Annotated in this window: 15 protein-coding genes; 10 read left to right on the top strand and 5 right to left on the bottom strand. The window is 44.2% G+C overall.

Annotation, left to right across the window (positions count from 1 at the left end; all coding sequences use genetic code 11):
• Nucleotides 1–4 precede the first annotated feature (4 nt).
• On the top strand, nucleotides 5–1,597 hold the full coding sequence (locus tag TERTU_RS19950; RefSeq protein ID WP_015817849.1) for a sodium:solute symporter family protein: 1,593 nt from the start codon (nucleotides 5–7) through the stop codon (nucleotides 1,595–1,597).
• 69 nt (nucleotides 1,598–1,666) lie between these two features.
• Here the strand turns inward: TERTU_RS19950 and TERTU_RS19945 are convergent, their stop codons facing one another.
• The 5 genes from TERTU_RS19945 to TERTU_RS19925 all read right to left on the bottom strand — a co-directional run bounded on the left by TERTU_RS19945 (nucleotide 1,667) and on the right by TERTU_RS19925 (nucleotide 4,047).
• A complete protein-coding gene (locus tag TERTU_RS19945; RefSeq protein ID WP_015818093.1) occupies nucleotides 1,667–2,026 on the bottom strand; it encodes a hypothetical protein in 360 nt (119 codons plus the stop codon).
• Nucleotides 2,027–2,092: 66 nt separating this feature from the next.
• On the bottom strand, nucleotides 2,093–2,461 hold the full coding sequence (locus tag TERTU_RS19940) for a roadblock/LC7 domain-containing protein (protein ID WP_015816930.1): 369 nt from the start codon (nucleotides 2,459–2,461) through the stop codon (nucleotides 2,093–2,095).
• Complete coding sequence (locus tag TERTU_RS19935) at nucleotides 2,458–2,844, bottom strand: roadblock/LC7 domain-containing protein (RefSeq protein ID WP_015817260.1); 387 nt, start codon at nucleotides 2,842–2,844, stop codon at nucleotides 2,458–2,460. Before TERTU_RS19935 ends, TERTU_RS19940 begins: the two co-directional genes overlap by 4 nt.
• On the bottom strand, nucleotides 2,841–3,377 hold the full coding sequence (locus TERTU_RS19930; RefSeq protein WP_015817798.1) for a GTP-binding protein: 537 nt from the start codon (nucleotides 3,375–3,377) through the stop codon (nucleotides 2,841–2,843). The genes TERTU_RS19935 and TERTU_RS19930 overlap by 4 nt, the downstream gene beginning before the upstream one ends.
• A gap of 16 nt (nucleotides 3,378–3,393) precedes the next feature.
• Nucleotides 3,394–4,047 carry a hypothetical protein gene (locus TERTU_RS19925; RefSeq protein ID WP_028876799.1) on the bottom strand — a complete coding sequence of 218 codons (654 nt, stop codon included), beginning with the start codon at nucleotides 4,045–4,047 and terminating at the stop codon, nucleotides 3,394–3,396.
• Nucleotides 4,048–4,243: 196 nt separating this feature from the next.
• On the opposite strand from TERTU_RS19925, the gene TERTU_RS19920 reads away from it, so the two are divergent.
• From TERTU_RS19920 to TERTU_RS19865, 9 genes are all read left to right on the top strand, one after another.
• Entirely contained in the window at nucleotides 4,244–4,426 is a 183-nt protein-coding gene (locus TERTU_RS19920; RefSeq protein WP_028876798.1) for a hypothetical protein, read from the top strand.
• The gene (locus tag TERTU_RS19915) at nucleotides 4,423–4,908 is read left to right on the top strand and encodes a thioredoxin family protein (RefSeq protein WP_015818579.1); all 486 of its coding nucleotides are present in this window, start codon (nucleotides 4,423–4,425) and stop codon (nucleotides 4,906–4,908) included. Before TERTU_RS19920 ends, TERTU_RS19915 begins: the two co-directional genes overlap by 4 nt.
• Nucleotides 4,909–5,247: 339 nt before the next feature.
• On the top strand, nucleotides 5,248–5,472 hold the full coding sequence (locus TERTU_RS19910; protein ID WP_015818823.1) for a hypothetical protein: 225 nt from the start codon (nucleotides 5,248–5,250) through the stop codon (nucleotides 5,470–5,472).
• The gene (locus TERTU_RS19905) at nucleotides 5,469–5,795 is read left to right on the top strand and encodes a low molecular weight protein tyrosine phosphatase family protein (protein ID WP_015817405.1); all 327 of its coding nucleotides are present in this window, start codon (nucleotides 5,469–5,471) and stop codon (nucleotides 5,793–5,795) included. Before TERTU_RS19910 ends, TERTU_RS19905 begins: the two co-directional genes overlap by 4 nt.
• A 1,408-nt stretch (nucleotides 5,796–7,203) precedes the next feature.
• Nucleotides 7,204–7,569 (top strand): hypothetical protein, encoded by a 366-nt coding sequence (locus tag TERTU_RS22080; RefSeq protein WP_015819979.1) that lies wholly within the window; start codon nucleotides 7,204–7,206, stop codon nucleotides 7,567–7,569.
• Between the two features lie 1,851 nt (nucleotides 7,570–9,420).
• Nucleotides 9,421–9,864 carry a hypothetical protein gene (locus tag TERTU_RS19895; RefSeq protein ID WP_041590362.1) on the top strand — a complete coding sequence of 148 codons (444 nt, stop codon included), beginning with the start codon at nucleotides 9,421–9,423 and terminating at the stop codon, nucleotides 9,862–9,864.
• Nucleotides 9,865–10,405: 541 nt separating this feature from the next.
• Nucleotides 10,406–10,831 (top strand): hypothetical protein, encoded by a 426-nt coding sequence (locus TERTU_RS19885; RefSeq protein ID WP_015817096.1) that lies wholly within the window; start codon nucleotides 10,406–10,408, stop codon nucleotides 10,829–10,831.
• A gap of 138 nt (nucleotides 10,832–10,969) precedes the next feature.
• The gene (locus TERTU_RS19880) at nucleotides 10,970–11,242 is read left to right on the top strand and encodes a hypothetical protein (RefSeq protein WP_041590361.1); all 273 of its coding nucleotides are present in this window, start codon (nucleotides 10,970–10,972) and stop codon (nucleotides 11,240–11,242) included.
• 1,380 nt (nucleotides 11,243–12,622) lie between these two features.
• Nucleotides 12,623–13,045 (top strand): hypothetical protein, encoded by a 423-nt coding sequence (locus tag TERTU_RS19865; RefSeq protein ID WP_015818235.1) that lies wholly within the window; start codon nucleotides 12,623–12,625, stop codon nucleotides 13,043–13,045.
• Nucleotides 13,046–13,162: the final 117 nt, after the last annotated feature.

The raw sequence follows: 13,162 nt of genomic DNA, 5'->3' as shown, positions 1-13,162 counted from the left end.
CACTATGGCCATTGCAACAATTTCACCGCTGGACTGGTTGGTTATTGGTTTCTATCTCTTCGGTTTAATAAGTTTTAGCCTCTATCTCTCGCGAAAACAACATTCACGTGCCGACTATTATGTCGGCGGGCGAAGCATCGGTGCCTGGCCTATCGCCATATCCACAATGGCAACCCAATGTTCGACCAACAGTATATTGGGGGCTCCCGCGTTCGTGGCGTTTTCCGCTGGCGGCGGTTTGATATGGCTGCAATACGAACTAGCTGTGCCCCTGGCTATGCTTGCAATCATGATATTTTTATTGCCGGTATTTCGGGCGATGAATCTTGTTTCCGTGTACGAATATTTAGAAAGGCGTTTCGATCTAAAAACCCGTTTGGTACTGAGTGGGCTGTTTCAGTTTTTACGCGCGTTTGCCACTTCCGTGACGATCTACAGTATTGCATTGGTGGTCGAGCTGATTACTGGAACAACGTTTTTGATTTCTGTGCTTATTCTTGGTGCTATAACACTCGTTTATGATGTATTTGGTGGTGTAAAAGGAGTGGTGTATAGCGATGTTCTACAAATGGGTATTTTGGTCGTCGTGCTATTAATGTTGTTTGTTATATTGGTTGGTGAATTAGGCGGCCTGACGGGTATTTTTAATGGGATACCTCAAGAACGCTTGCAAACGCTGGATTTCAGTCATCACGGCCTCGGCGACGGTGAAACCTTTGCGTTCTGGCCAATGCTCATTGGTGGCTTCTTTTTGTACGTCAGTTACTACGGGTGTGACCAAAGCCAGGTGCAGCGAGAGTTGTGTGCGGCGAATATTCACGAATCTAAAAAATCGCTCTTCTTAAATGGATTGTTACGTTTTCCGCTGGTGCTATTGTATTGCCTGATTGGCGTCGGATTGGGAAGTTACGCGGCTAGCCATCCTGAGTTTATACAACAGCTGCCAGCGGAGGGCGGTACGCCAAATTACAATGTAGCCGTGCCGCTTTATATGTTGCAGGTACTTCCAATGGGTTTGGTAGGCTTGGCGCTTGTTGCTTTATTTGCAGCAGCTATGTCGTCGCTGGATTCAGTAATTAACTCATTGAGCGCGTCCACGATGGAAGATTTCGTGCGACGACTTTCATCGAACGCGTGGAGCGATGAAACAGAGCTATGGATATCTCGCGTGGTGACGCTTTGTTGGGGGAGCCTGGCCGTCGTATTTTCATTTTACGTAGGCGATATCGCCGATTCCGTGTTAGTCGCAATCAATAAAATTGGTTCACTGATAAACGGCCCTGTACTTGGCGTTTTCGTGCTGGGTGTATTTACGCGTCGATGCAATGGCCTGGGAGCCGTGTGTGGTTTGTGCTTAGGGTTTGTTACCAACGTGCTGTGTTGGCTGTATTTGCCCAATGTATCCTGGCTGTGGTGGAACGTGATTGGATTGATAGTTTGTATGCTGGGGGGGTACTTAATAAGTATTTTTGCCGGGTGTCGACAGCAGCGTGGAGAGCCATTCACTGTTCAATTAGACTGGCTAAACTGGCGCGGAAGATATGGCATTCTGGTGCTGTACACACTCGGAATAGTGGGGGTGCTGGCGCTACTATAACAAAATACTGAGTGTTATTTTACAGCCCCCTTTTAGGGGGGCGAAGTACATAAGGCAGATAAATCGCGACTAAAAATTAACGTCCTTTTCTATGTCCTGAAGTTTGCGTCTGGCGAGTGCAAGATTCGCTTTAGATTTGTCCAGGACATAATAAATAAAAACCCCTTCTTTACGTGACATAGGTCTAATAAGGTGGTATTGCTTTCCTAGGGTAATCAAAATATCTTCGATAACGTCGTTGAGGCCAAGCGAGCGCATGGTCTTCATTTTTGCACGTACAACTTCAGTGTTGCCGGCTGCTGCGATTTCTAAATCGACACCCGAACCCAAACTGCCAAGGCTCATGCCGCTGTTAGAGTCGACAATAGCGCCGCACATGGCACCGTCGAGAGTGAGCATATCTTCTAAAGCTTGATTAATTGTTAACATAGTATCCTCTTGTATACTGTTGCAATTGCAAGTTTGCGCATGTTCTATAGCATAATGCTGAATCTGCTAGTTAGCAGATACCGATAAATTTTTTGCTAAATTGGCGACTTTTTCCGGCCAGTTTTGCCATTGTACATGGCCCAGTTTAGCCAGCGTTACGAGCAGCGTTTGGTCGTCACATGGCTGTACGTTGAGTAGTCCTTTCTGGTGCTGAACTGAAATATTACGCACATCACCAAGCCGGTCAAAAGCTTGAGTGTTTTTTGTGTGTAAGATCCAATAATCGCGCGCAGATTCGGCGATAATTTCGAACTCTGACTGAACGAGAGTAGACGCAAACACAAATCCGGTATCGGTTGCCACAAGTGCACAACCTATAACGCCGTGTTCGAGGCTTAACTCAAGTAGTGCGCGTTTTAGGTGGAGCTGACTCATAAAAATTTAAGCCGCTTGGATAAGTCGTTACAACGATAAATTACCTGTGCTTGAATGACTGAGCTATCCGCTATTACACACAGAATGTAGTTCAAGCCGTTAATTTCAATATATGTGGAATAGAGTAGGCCTTTATCCGATGTAATGGTCATTCCGTTAGTGCTACCAAGATGCGTTTCGTCAGCCGCAGCTGCACATATGGACATCATTGAGCTCGACATGGCGGCGATTTTCGCGGGGTCCGTGCCCCTTATGCTCGCAGAAGCAATGTCAAAACCATCAGCAGTGGCGAGAACAACAGTAAAAACACCCGATGTCTCTTGCAGCAGCTGTTTGCAGTGCTCTTCTACGATGGGTATCAAGTCGGAAGCAATTTTTTTCATGAGGTATGTACGTCGGATTCGATCTGTGCGAGTAAAATATGTAGCAAGGTGGTTACGTCGTCTTTTTGCCTGACGTCGACAGGTATGATCGGTAGGCTTAGGTTAAATGACGCCAGGTGATCGGCAAAGTCATCAATGGAGGGGCGAGTATGATGCTCTGTACGACCTACACCAACTACACAAGGCACAGTGTCTAATGCCGATCTAAACGCATGAACGTAAAGCGAGAGATCTTCCAGTGGAGCGGCGCGTGAATTGTCAATTAATATTACAAGGCCAAGTGCATCACGTACTACAATCCGCCACATAAACTCGAACCGCTCCTGCCCCGGTGTGCCGAACAGGCGCAGACGTTCGTTATTGGACAGGGTTATTTCGCCATAATCCAAACCTACGGTAGTGTAAGCTTTGTCGAGAGTGTCGTCAGTGTTAAGCACGTCCGTTTTGACCGGGGGGATTTCGCTAATTGCTGCGATTGCCGTTGTTTTTCCCGCACCAGTGGTACCACTGAACACAATTTTAAAATCGTTCATATACAGACTTTATTGTTCAATTTTTAAAGCCCAGCCGATGCTTTAACTGCGCGATAAAGCCGAAGCGCCGATTAGAAGACGCAGCGACCGCTGGAGAGTTGGGTACGATAGCCGCTGTCGCTTTGGTGATATAACCCTGGTCCTGGAGAAGTTCGATAAAACCAGCACAAAAATCATTAGGTTTACCACTAAGCGCGATGAGTTGTTGAAGTGTTTTCGGCGTACGGTTTAAATACGCAGCAAGCAATGCGTAGTCTGGATTCAATCCCAGAAGTTTTGACGTTGGCCAGCGCTGTAGCTTATAACTGTCAATATTTTGGAGTTCGGCTTTAATAGGTTCTGGTTGTGGCGCTTTAGAATGATTCGGCGTGAGGGAGAACGACTGTTGAATAGAAAGCAGTGTAGTGATAAAAACTTCGGCATTAAAAGGCCGCTGGAAATACAGCTTGTCGGAGGAATGCCCCTTGCGTGCGATATGTAATATCACGGTAGACTGCTTTGCTATAAGGGGCGAAAAGTCGGTGCGCTCCGGCTCGGCGATTAGAACATCACACTCGCCCTGGTCAGTAAGTTGCCACGTACCGTTTAGTCGATCACTCGTACGAAAAAGAGTTTGAACCAGGTCTCGTTCAGGTTTAAGGAGGCCGATACAGCCTAATCTAAGGATCACAACGACTCAATGTGCTCGTGTAGGTTTACCTAAGGGTACCAGCGTATTAGCGTTTAGTGAAGTAAAAGCTAATCCACGGACTTAAAATCTATAACGCTCAATATACGCAAACCATTTGGATCAGGATTACTAGTTTTAGCTTGTTGTTATGTCAAATTTAACCTTTGTTAATGTGAGGTAATAATTTGGCGGACAGATGCGTTGCTATTGGGCAAAAAGCGATACGGAGAGCCAATTTGGTGCCAATCCAAACATGGGTGCTGATGTTTTGCTTACCTACTGCATTTTACGTCTGGCTGCGTTCTTGCTGGAGCGTGTAGCAACGCCAGAATTAAAGAATTTTGAAAAATGGGTGTTTTATCAAAAGGTAAAAATATGAAAAATCTAGTTTTAATTTTATGTTTACTATTAACAAACTTCGCAAACGCTGAAACAGGTTACGACCCAAAAGCTAATCCAGATAAAGATTTGAAAGCCGCATTAGTAAGTGCGAAGGAAAAAGATAAATTGGTGTTGGTAATATTCGGGGCTGATTGGTGTCCAGATTGCAGAAGCCTGAATAAAAAAATAACCGAGCCACCACTTGCGAAAACTATAGATAATAATTTTAGCGTTATTCACGTTGATGTTGGCCGTTGGGACAATAATATCGAATTTGCCAGCCGCTTCGGTAAACCGATCGAAAAAGGAATTCCATCGATTGCAATATTGGATAAAGACCAAGGCATTTACTATGTGGCACAGGGTGGTGAGTTTGCGACCGCACGAAATGCCAAAGTGAATTCGCTAAACGATTGGTTTGAGGCATTGTTGAAGGCCATAGATAACCAAGAGCTGGAAAAGCGACCGATGTCGAAGTGATGCGTTTTGTACAAGGTCCATATCGATAACGGCTATGTGAAAATACCATACAGAATATGTAACAAAATCACAGAGATATACGGTTAAATTTGGTTCACAAGCCGATATTTACCCTAGGGGCATTCGAGGATGTTGGTATAAGCTTTTGATTCTAAGCAGGTTATGTGGCTACGCGGGGAAATTTAGCAGAGAAAACCTGTCCCGTGGATGTATTTTTGTATGGATAGCTGGCATATTGCCTTTTGGACGTAGAATAAAATGTTAAGAGCCAATCGGCTCGAAGATCATCCTCCGTATTATCGCGGCTGCTGAACCCGATAATCTAATGAGGAATAAACGATGGATATTGTAAGAAATAAAGCCTGGAGAAAGTTTAAGGCAAAGGTAAAGTCTAGAAAAAATGGAGAAACTCGTGAAAAGCAATGGATAGCTGAGAAAAACTGGAAGTTGATGTATACGAGAGGTGAAAAACTCCGTAGAGCCACGCAGCTTGGTATCGACTACCCAAAGAAGACTGTTCGGCAAACATTGGATAATGAGCAGCCTTTGGATGAAGACAAATGAAGAACTTACTATTTATATGTAGCCGGAATCAATGGCGTAGTCCTACGGCTGAAACCATATGGCGAAAGCATGCCGATTTTAATGTTAAATCAGCAGGTACCAGCCCAAAAGCGAGAAGAACTGTCAGCCCAGCGGATATCCGCTGGGCTGACGTTATATTCACAATGGAGTCGAAGCATAAGAACCGACTTAAAGCAGAATACACCCGCTTACTTGATCACAAGCCAATTTACGTATTAGATATCCCTGATAACTATCAATATATGGACCCTGAGTTGGTTCAGGAGCTTGAAAGTCTTGTGCCTCAATATCTCAAGGATTAGGCTCTTAACAAAGCAAATCAGCCGGACAGTTTTTCCGTTGCTTTTTTTGTGGCGGAAAAGCATGCCACAAAAACACAACTCCAAAACTGCCGCTGTTTGCGGCGTTATAAAGCTCCGAAAACGTTAACTTTTAAGCGCTATTTTTTGGTTAAGCGTTGTCGGGTAGCTAGGGGTTAGGTGGCTCAAATTAGAGTTTTACTTGCTGCAATTTGTGGGGTTCCTAATGTAGTTCTGGCCTCGGAGAGCGAGTCATCTGCTAATTGGTACCGGTTGTTCTTTTCGCATTCGTTTGGGCTTTAAAAATAATTGGCAATTTCGCACGGCGTTCTTGTCGCACATTTAAACTGGGTGGTTGTTTTTTAATATGTCGCAGTGTCTTTTGGCCGCAATATTTTGGGTTTGTCGCGTAAGCTGTTATAACAATTACAGCCACCAGACCCACACTGCTACGCTTGATTTTGTGCATTCGCTACGCTCATTGTTGCACAAAACCAAGCTTCACATTGTGGGCAGGTGCTGTAGGCGTTATGAGTATCGGCAAAGGAGCACTTCGCTTTCATTGAGGACATTGTAGGGTTATTCGTTGGCCTTATTATGAGGTTTATAGAAATCCTTATATTTTTAATTGCGCCAACACTTGAAATCGTACTTCCAATAGCATTCTACTTGGTAGAGGCTGTTGTTTGGTTGTAAATTCTGTTGTTTTACTTACTTATAGCTTTGTTTAGTTGGTCTAAGCCCAAGATCCCAGCTAAGTATTCATTAACTAAAGCTAGGGGTAAAGAGAAGTCCGCAGCGGATAGTTGGCGTAGTTACATGGGCAAGCGTGGCAATAAAGACAAAAACTCATAACAAATTGCTCCAGCAGACACATACTGCTGCGCTCGTTTTTGTGTATTTCGCTGGCGCTCAATTTTACACAAAAACGCTCTCCGCAGTATGTGCAGCTGAGCAAGGCGTTATAAAGCATCGGAAACGTTAACGTTAAAGCGCTATGTTTTGGTTAATCGTTGTCGGGTAGTTGGGGATTTGGTGGCTTAAATTAGAGCTTTACTTGCTGCAAGTTGTAAGGTTCTTAATGTGGTTCTGGCTCTCGGAGAGCGAGTCAGCTCATAATTGGTACCGGTCGTTCTTTTCGCATTCGTTTGGACTTTGAACATAATTGGGAATTTTTCGCGGTGTTCTCATCGTACATTTAGAGTGAGTAGTAGTTTTTAATATGTCGCAGAGCCGTTTGGTCCCAATAATTGGAGGTTGTCGCGTAAGCCGTTATAACAATAACAGCCACCAGGCCCACACTGCTACGCTTGATTTTGTGCATTCGCTACGCTCATTATTGCACAAAACCAAGCTCCACTGTGTGGGCGGGTGCTGTAGGCGTTATGCATCCAAGTAATGGAAGTTGGATATGTTTTTAACTCGAAAAAGAGTTACTAAACACAAATATGTTTACATCGCGGTAGCTATTGTTTCATTTTTAATGGGTTTCGTTCATGGCACTCACCATATTTATTGGGGTTTTTCTATTGTGGCGCTTTCAGTTGTCTTTTACCCGACCATATTCAATTGGGCAGTTGTATTGTCAGTTTCGGTAGTATTTTCAGGGATATATTTATGGTCAACTACTCAAGAGGTATTGAAAATAATAGGAGGTGAAAAAAGTTATGTGCTATCGGGAGACCCCGTCGCTTACACTCTGTATGTGTTGGTCGTAACTATTCTGTGTTGGGCGATATTCGTAACAAAGCCCACCCTGGGTCAAGAAAATGCATAACAACGTCAGTCAGCAGGACCTGCGTTTCGGAGCTTGTTTTTAGTGGCCAAACGCTACGCTGCCACAAAAAACAAGCTCCTCCACTGCGGCCGCTGCTGCACGGCGTTATGCGTCGCTGAGCCTTTAAATGAAACTCTGGCTAGTTGGCTTTGAGAAGGTTGCGGAACTGGTGGTACGCAATATTTGTTGTTGAGTAACGTAACCTTCGGTCGCGTTGTTAGTGGGGTAGCTTCGTTAGAGTTTGTACCAATCAATCGGTCAAATAAAGTTGTATTAGATCGTAGTCAAATATCTAGGTGGTTAGGGCAACTTTATTTCACCTGGTTTTGTGCAAGGTATGCAGTGCGTGCCTTTGTTTGAGGTGCTTAATAGTCGGGAATGTCGGCGTCGTTTTAGTCTGTAGGTTTTAAATGGGCGCTGTCATTTTGCAGGCTCTTAAGTAGTTTCGTTGGGGTTGGTTGTGTTCGGCAGGGCAATGCATAACAATCAGCATCAGGTTTAGCCGCTACGCGGCTTGGACCTCCATTTCGGCGCTTCGCGCCTACATTACGGCCCCTGTGCTGGGCGTTATGCGTCGCTGAGCCTTTAAATGAAACTCTGGCTAGTTGGTATTTGAGAAGGCTGCAAAACCGGTGGTACGCAATATTTAGTTTTGGGTAACGCCACCTTCGGTCGCATTGGTAGTGGGGTGGCTCTGTAAATGTATGCACCAATTAAGCGGTCACATAAAGTTGCATCCGTTTTTAGCTTGATCGTTGGTTAATCCTGGCAACTTTATTTAACCTGGTTGTGTGCAAGGTAAGCGGTGTGTGCCTTTGTTTGAGGTGCTTAATAGTCGGGAATGTCGGCGTCGGTTTAGTCTGTAAGTTTTAAATGGCCGCTGTCATTTTGCAGGCTCTTAAGCAGTTTCGTTGGGGTTGGTTGTGTTCGGCAGGGCAATGCATAACAATCAGCATCAGGATCAGCCGCTGCGCGGCTTGGACCTCCATTTCGGCGCTTCGCGCCTACATTACGGCCCCTGTGCTGGGCGTTATGCGTCGCTGAGCCTTTAAATGAAACTCTGGCTAGTTGGTATTTGATAAGGCTGCAAAACCGGTGGTACGCAATATTTAGTTTTGGGTAACGCCACCTTCGGTCGCATTGGTAGTGGGGTGGCTCTGTAAATGTATGCACCAATTAAGCGGTCAAATAAAGTTGCATCCGTTTTTAGCTTGATCGTTGGTTAATCCTGGCAACTTTATTTAACCTGGTTGTGTGCAAGGTAAGCGGTGTGTGCCTTTGTTTGAGGTGCGTAATCGTCGGGAATGTCGGCGTCGGTTTAGTCTGTAAGTTTTAAATGGGCGCTGTCATTTTGCAGGCTCTTAAGCAGTTTCGTTGGGGTTGGTTGTGTTCGGCAGGGCAATGCATAACAATCAGCATCAGGCTCAGCCGCTGCGCGGCTTGGACCTCCATTTCGACGCTTCGCGCCTACATTACGGCCCCTGTGCTGGGCGTTATAAAGCGTCGAAAGCTTCAATTCTGAAGCGCTCTGTTTTGGTTAAGCGCTGTCGGGTAGTTAGGGATTTGGTGGATCAAATTAGAGCTTTAGTCGGTGCAAGTTGTAGGGTTTTTAATGTGGTTCTGGCTCCAGGAGAGCGAGTCAGCTTCTAATTGGTACCGGTCGTTCTCTTCGCGGTCGTTTGGGCTTTGAATAAAATTGGCAATTTTGCGCGGTGTTCTCATCGCACATTTAAAGTGAGTAGTTGTTTTTAATATGTCGCAGGTTCGTTTGGTCCCAATAATTTGGGCTTGTCGCGTAAGCTTTTATAACCAAGTCAGCCAGCAGGACCTGCGTTTCGGAGCTTGTTTTTCGTGGCTAAACGCTACGCCGCCACAAAAAACAAGCTCCTCCACTGCGGCCGCTGCTGCACGGCGTTAAGTGCTGTCAGGCTTATGAGTATAAAAATTAAAAAATTACTTTTGGTAATACTTATTGCCCCAGCGGGCCTTCTTTGGGTTGGCATGTGCTTATTCGGTCTATCAATATTCAGTCACGCAATGTTCCGAGAGTTTGGATCGTTTGCATTAACCATACTTTCTTTTATCGGCCTTGGGTGCGTGATAACCGCTATAGTTGCTTCATTTCGGTATCCTAAAATTAGTGCAGTATCGGTTTATGCAGCGTCATTTGGTATTGCTGCAATGGTTATAGGTATGTACATCGGTGTTCCTTACAGTCATGTACTGGCTGTTTCAGCCGTAAGTTTATTGGTTGGCGGCGTGTTTTTATTAATAGAATATGTCAGGGGCACTTAACAAGTTGCTCCTGCCGACATTTTTTCCGTTGCGCCTTTTGTGCTTAAATAGCACAAAATTCTCCACTCCAAAAATGCGGCAGAGCAAGGCGTTATGAGTATCGGCAAAGGAGCACTTCGCTTTCATTGAGGATATTGTAGGGTTATTCGTTGGCCTTATTATGGGGTTTATAGAAATCCTTATATTTTTAATTGCGCCAACACTTGAAATCGTACTTCCAATAGCATTCTACTTGGTAGAGTCTGTTGTTTGGTTGTTAATTCTGTTGTTTTACTTACTTATAGCTTTGTTTGGCTGGTCTAAGCCCAAGATTCCAGCTAAGTATTCATTAACTAAAGCTAGGGGTAAAGTGAAGTCCGCAGCGCTTAGTTGGCGTATTTACATGGGCAAGCGTGGCAATAAAGACAAAAACTCATAACAAATTGCTCCAGCAGACACATACTGCTGCGCTCGTTTTTGTGTATTTCGCTGGCGCTCAATATTACACAAAAACGCTCTCCGCGGTATGTGCAGCTGAGCAAGGCGTTAGAATTCATCGAAAATGTACACCAGATTAATAGGAATAATTTTAGAAAATAATCGTCCAGAACTATTGGGGGCCGCACTCGTTGTTATATACGGCGGAACATATATTGTTGGGTATTATTTGCTCCAGCTTATCGCAACTTTAATTGGCTGGGTTGTTAGCATCAACTTTTATATGCTAAATATATTTATCGGTTGCATCGGCGTTGGGGAATTATGTCGAGGCTTGGCGAAAACTGCTATTCGATGTAAAAGTTGGAAATATGATTTAATATGTACGGCAATCGCAGGGGCATTTTGTGTCGGTACCTTTTGGGTGTTAATGGTTTTCAAATGGAGCCACAATACCTTCAATCAAGTTCCCCTCGCGGCACTAGCCGGTGCCACATTTTATCTGGTTTTGGCCGGTACGTTGGCTTTAGAGGGACGCAAAAAATTCTAACAAGTTTGTCAACAGGACATTTTTTGCTACGCTCCGTTTTGCGGTGGCTTCGCCACTTTACCGCAAAACTCCACTACACAAAAATGCCCGTTACAAAGGCGTTATGCGGCAAATTAGCTATAGGGTTAAGAATAGGGTATGAAGGAAAAGCAATTTATAAAATGGGAAAATACACGTATAAAGGGCAAAAGGAATTTTATACTGGTTAACGGTATAGTTTCATGGGGTATACCTATGTTCGTTGTAATGACATTTTTTGTGAATAAACCAGAAGAAGGTCATATGTCAGTAGTATTAATCTGTATAAACGCACTCATATGGACTCTCGGAGGGCTTGCTTTCGGTTTTTTCACTTGGAGTGCTAGCGAAAGAATGTACAAAAAAGAGCTTGCTCGGCGTGAAAGCGCATAACAAGTTGCTGCACGCTGACACATACTGCTACGCTCGTTTTTGTGCGTGTCGCTGGCGCTCCATTTTCACACAAAAACGCTCTCCGCAGCATGTGCAGGTGAGCAAGGCGTTAAGTGTCTTATGGAAATCGAACCAGAGAACGTAATTTACCTTTTTGCATTCGCAGCGCTTCTTTTTGGCGGGTACGGCTTGATATTAGGCAAAGTGACCTTTTTCTCTGGGGAAAATCCAACTACCACACATATCTTGATTGGAGTTAAAGCAAGGCAAGTAAGCATAGTGTTCTTACTATCATCGGCTCTTCTATTTTCAGGCAGCTGGTATGGGTACATTGTTTTAGCAATCGCATTGCTACTACCGTGGCTTTTGCTAGCAAGGTAATTAGTCATCTTCTTATGCAAACAATCACACTTAACAAGGCCATTAAATACGTTCCGGCCGTAAAAAAAGCGCGGCCTACACCGGACTGCCTACGCGTTGCTTCGGCATCCGTTTATGGCGGCGTTATAAAGCGACGAATAAGTTAACTTTGAGGCGCTATATTTTGGTTAATCGCTGTCGGGTAGTTAGGGATTTGGCGGCTTAAATTAGAGCTTCAATTGCTGCAAGTTGTAGGGCTCTTAATGTGGTTCTGGCCTCGGAGAGCGAGTAATCTACTAATTGGCACCGGTTGTCCTTATTACGGTTGTTTTGGCTTTAACAAAGAATTGGCAATTTTGCGCGGTGTTCTCGCCGCGCATTTAAAGTGTCTGGTTGTTTTTTAATATGTCGCAGTGTCTTTTGGTCGCAATAGTTTGGGTTTGTCGCGTAAGCTGTTATAACAATTACAGCCACCAGACCCACACTGCTACGCTTGTTTTTGTGCATTCGCTGCGCTTATTATTGCACAAAACCAAGCTCCGCTGTGCGGGCAGGTGCTGTAGGCGTTATGAGTATCAGCAAAGGAGCACTTCGCTTTCATTGAGGATATTGTAGGGTTATTCGTTGGCCTTATTATGGGGTTTATAGAAATCCTTATATTTTTAGTTGCGCCAACACTTGAAATCGTACTTCCAATAGCATTCTACTTGGTAGAGGCTGTTGTTTGGTTGTTAATTCTGTTGTTTTACTTACTTACAGCTTTGTTTAGTTGGTCTAAGCCCAAGATTCCAGCTAAGTATTCATTAACTAAAGCTAGGGGTACAGTGAAGTCCGCAGCGTTTAGTTGGCGTAGTTACACGGGCAAGCGCGGTAATGAAGACAAAAACTCATAACAAATTGCTCCAGCAGACACATACTGCTGCGCTCGTTTTTGTGTATTTCGCTGGCGCTCAATTTTACACAAAAGCGCTCTCCGCAGTATGTGCAGCTGAGCAAGGCGTTACGTGTAATTGAGAAACTATGTATCAAAAATACTTTGAAGATTGGCAGGTAAAACCAGACTACTCTAAAGAATATGTATCTCTTTGGGATGGATGGCTAGGAAAAGAGAACTATCATAAGCTAGATGAAGTGACGGAAGAGGAATGGGGCCGCTTTAATATTCTATTAAAAAATCTAGCGGGCAATTTTTGTATTGAGTCTGCGGACTGTGAAAAAGAAACCCTTACAGGAATTACTAATATAGAAACTGTACTTTCTACATACAAAGATAGTATGAATAAGGAATCTTCAGAGTTTCTGAAACTAGTATTTCCAGGCCTGGATTGTGTAATAAGCGAAGAATGGGATTACACATATATTATCTGGCATAAAAATAATGGTGCTGTAGAAAAACTGATTCCTTATATCAAGGCAGTGGGTTTAGAACACTTTCATGATTAAACACGTAACAAAGCGTTCAAACTCGTTTCGGGCCTTCGGCCCTGCACTGGACAGCCAAAGCTGCGCTGCTTTTGTGCATTTGCTTCGCAAATTTTCGCACAAAAGCATCACAACTTT

The sequence above is a fragment of the Teredinibacter turnerae T7901 genome (assembly GCF_000023025.1).
GTDB lineage: Bacteria > Pseudomonadota > Gammaproteobacteria > Pseudomonadales > Cellvibrionaceae > Teredinibacter > Teredinibacter turnerae_B.
The sequence above is the reverse complement of the archived record's forward strand: the minus strand, read 5'-3'. Positions and strand labels throughout refer to the sequence as shown.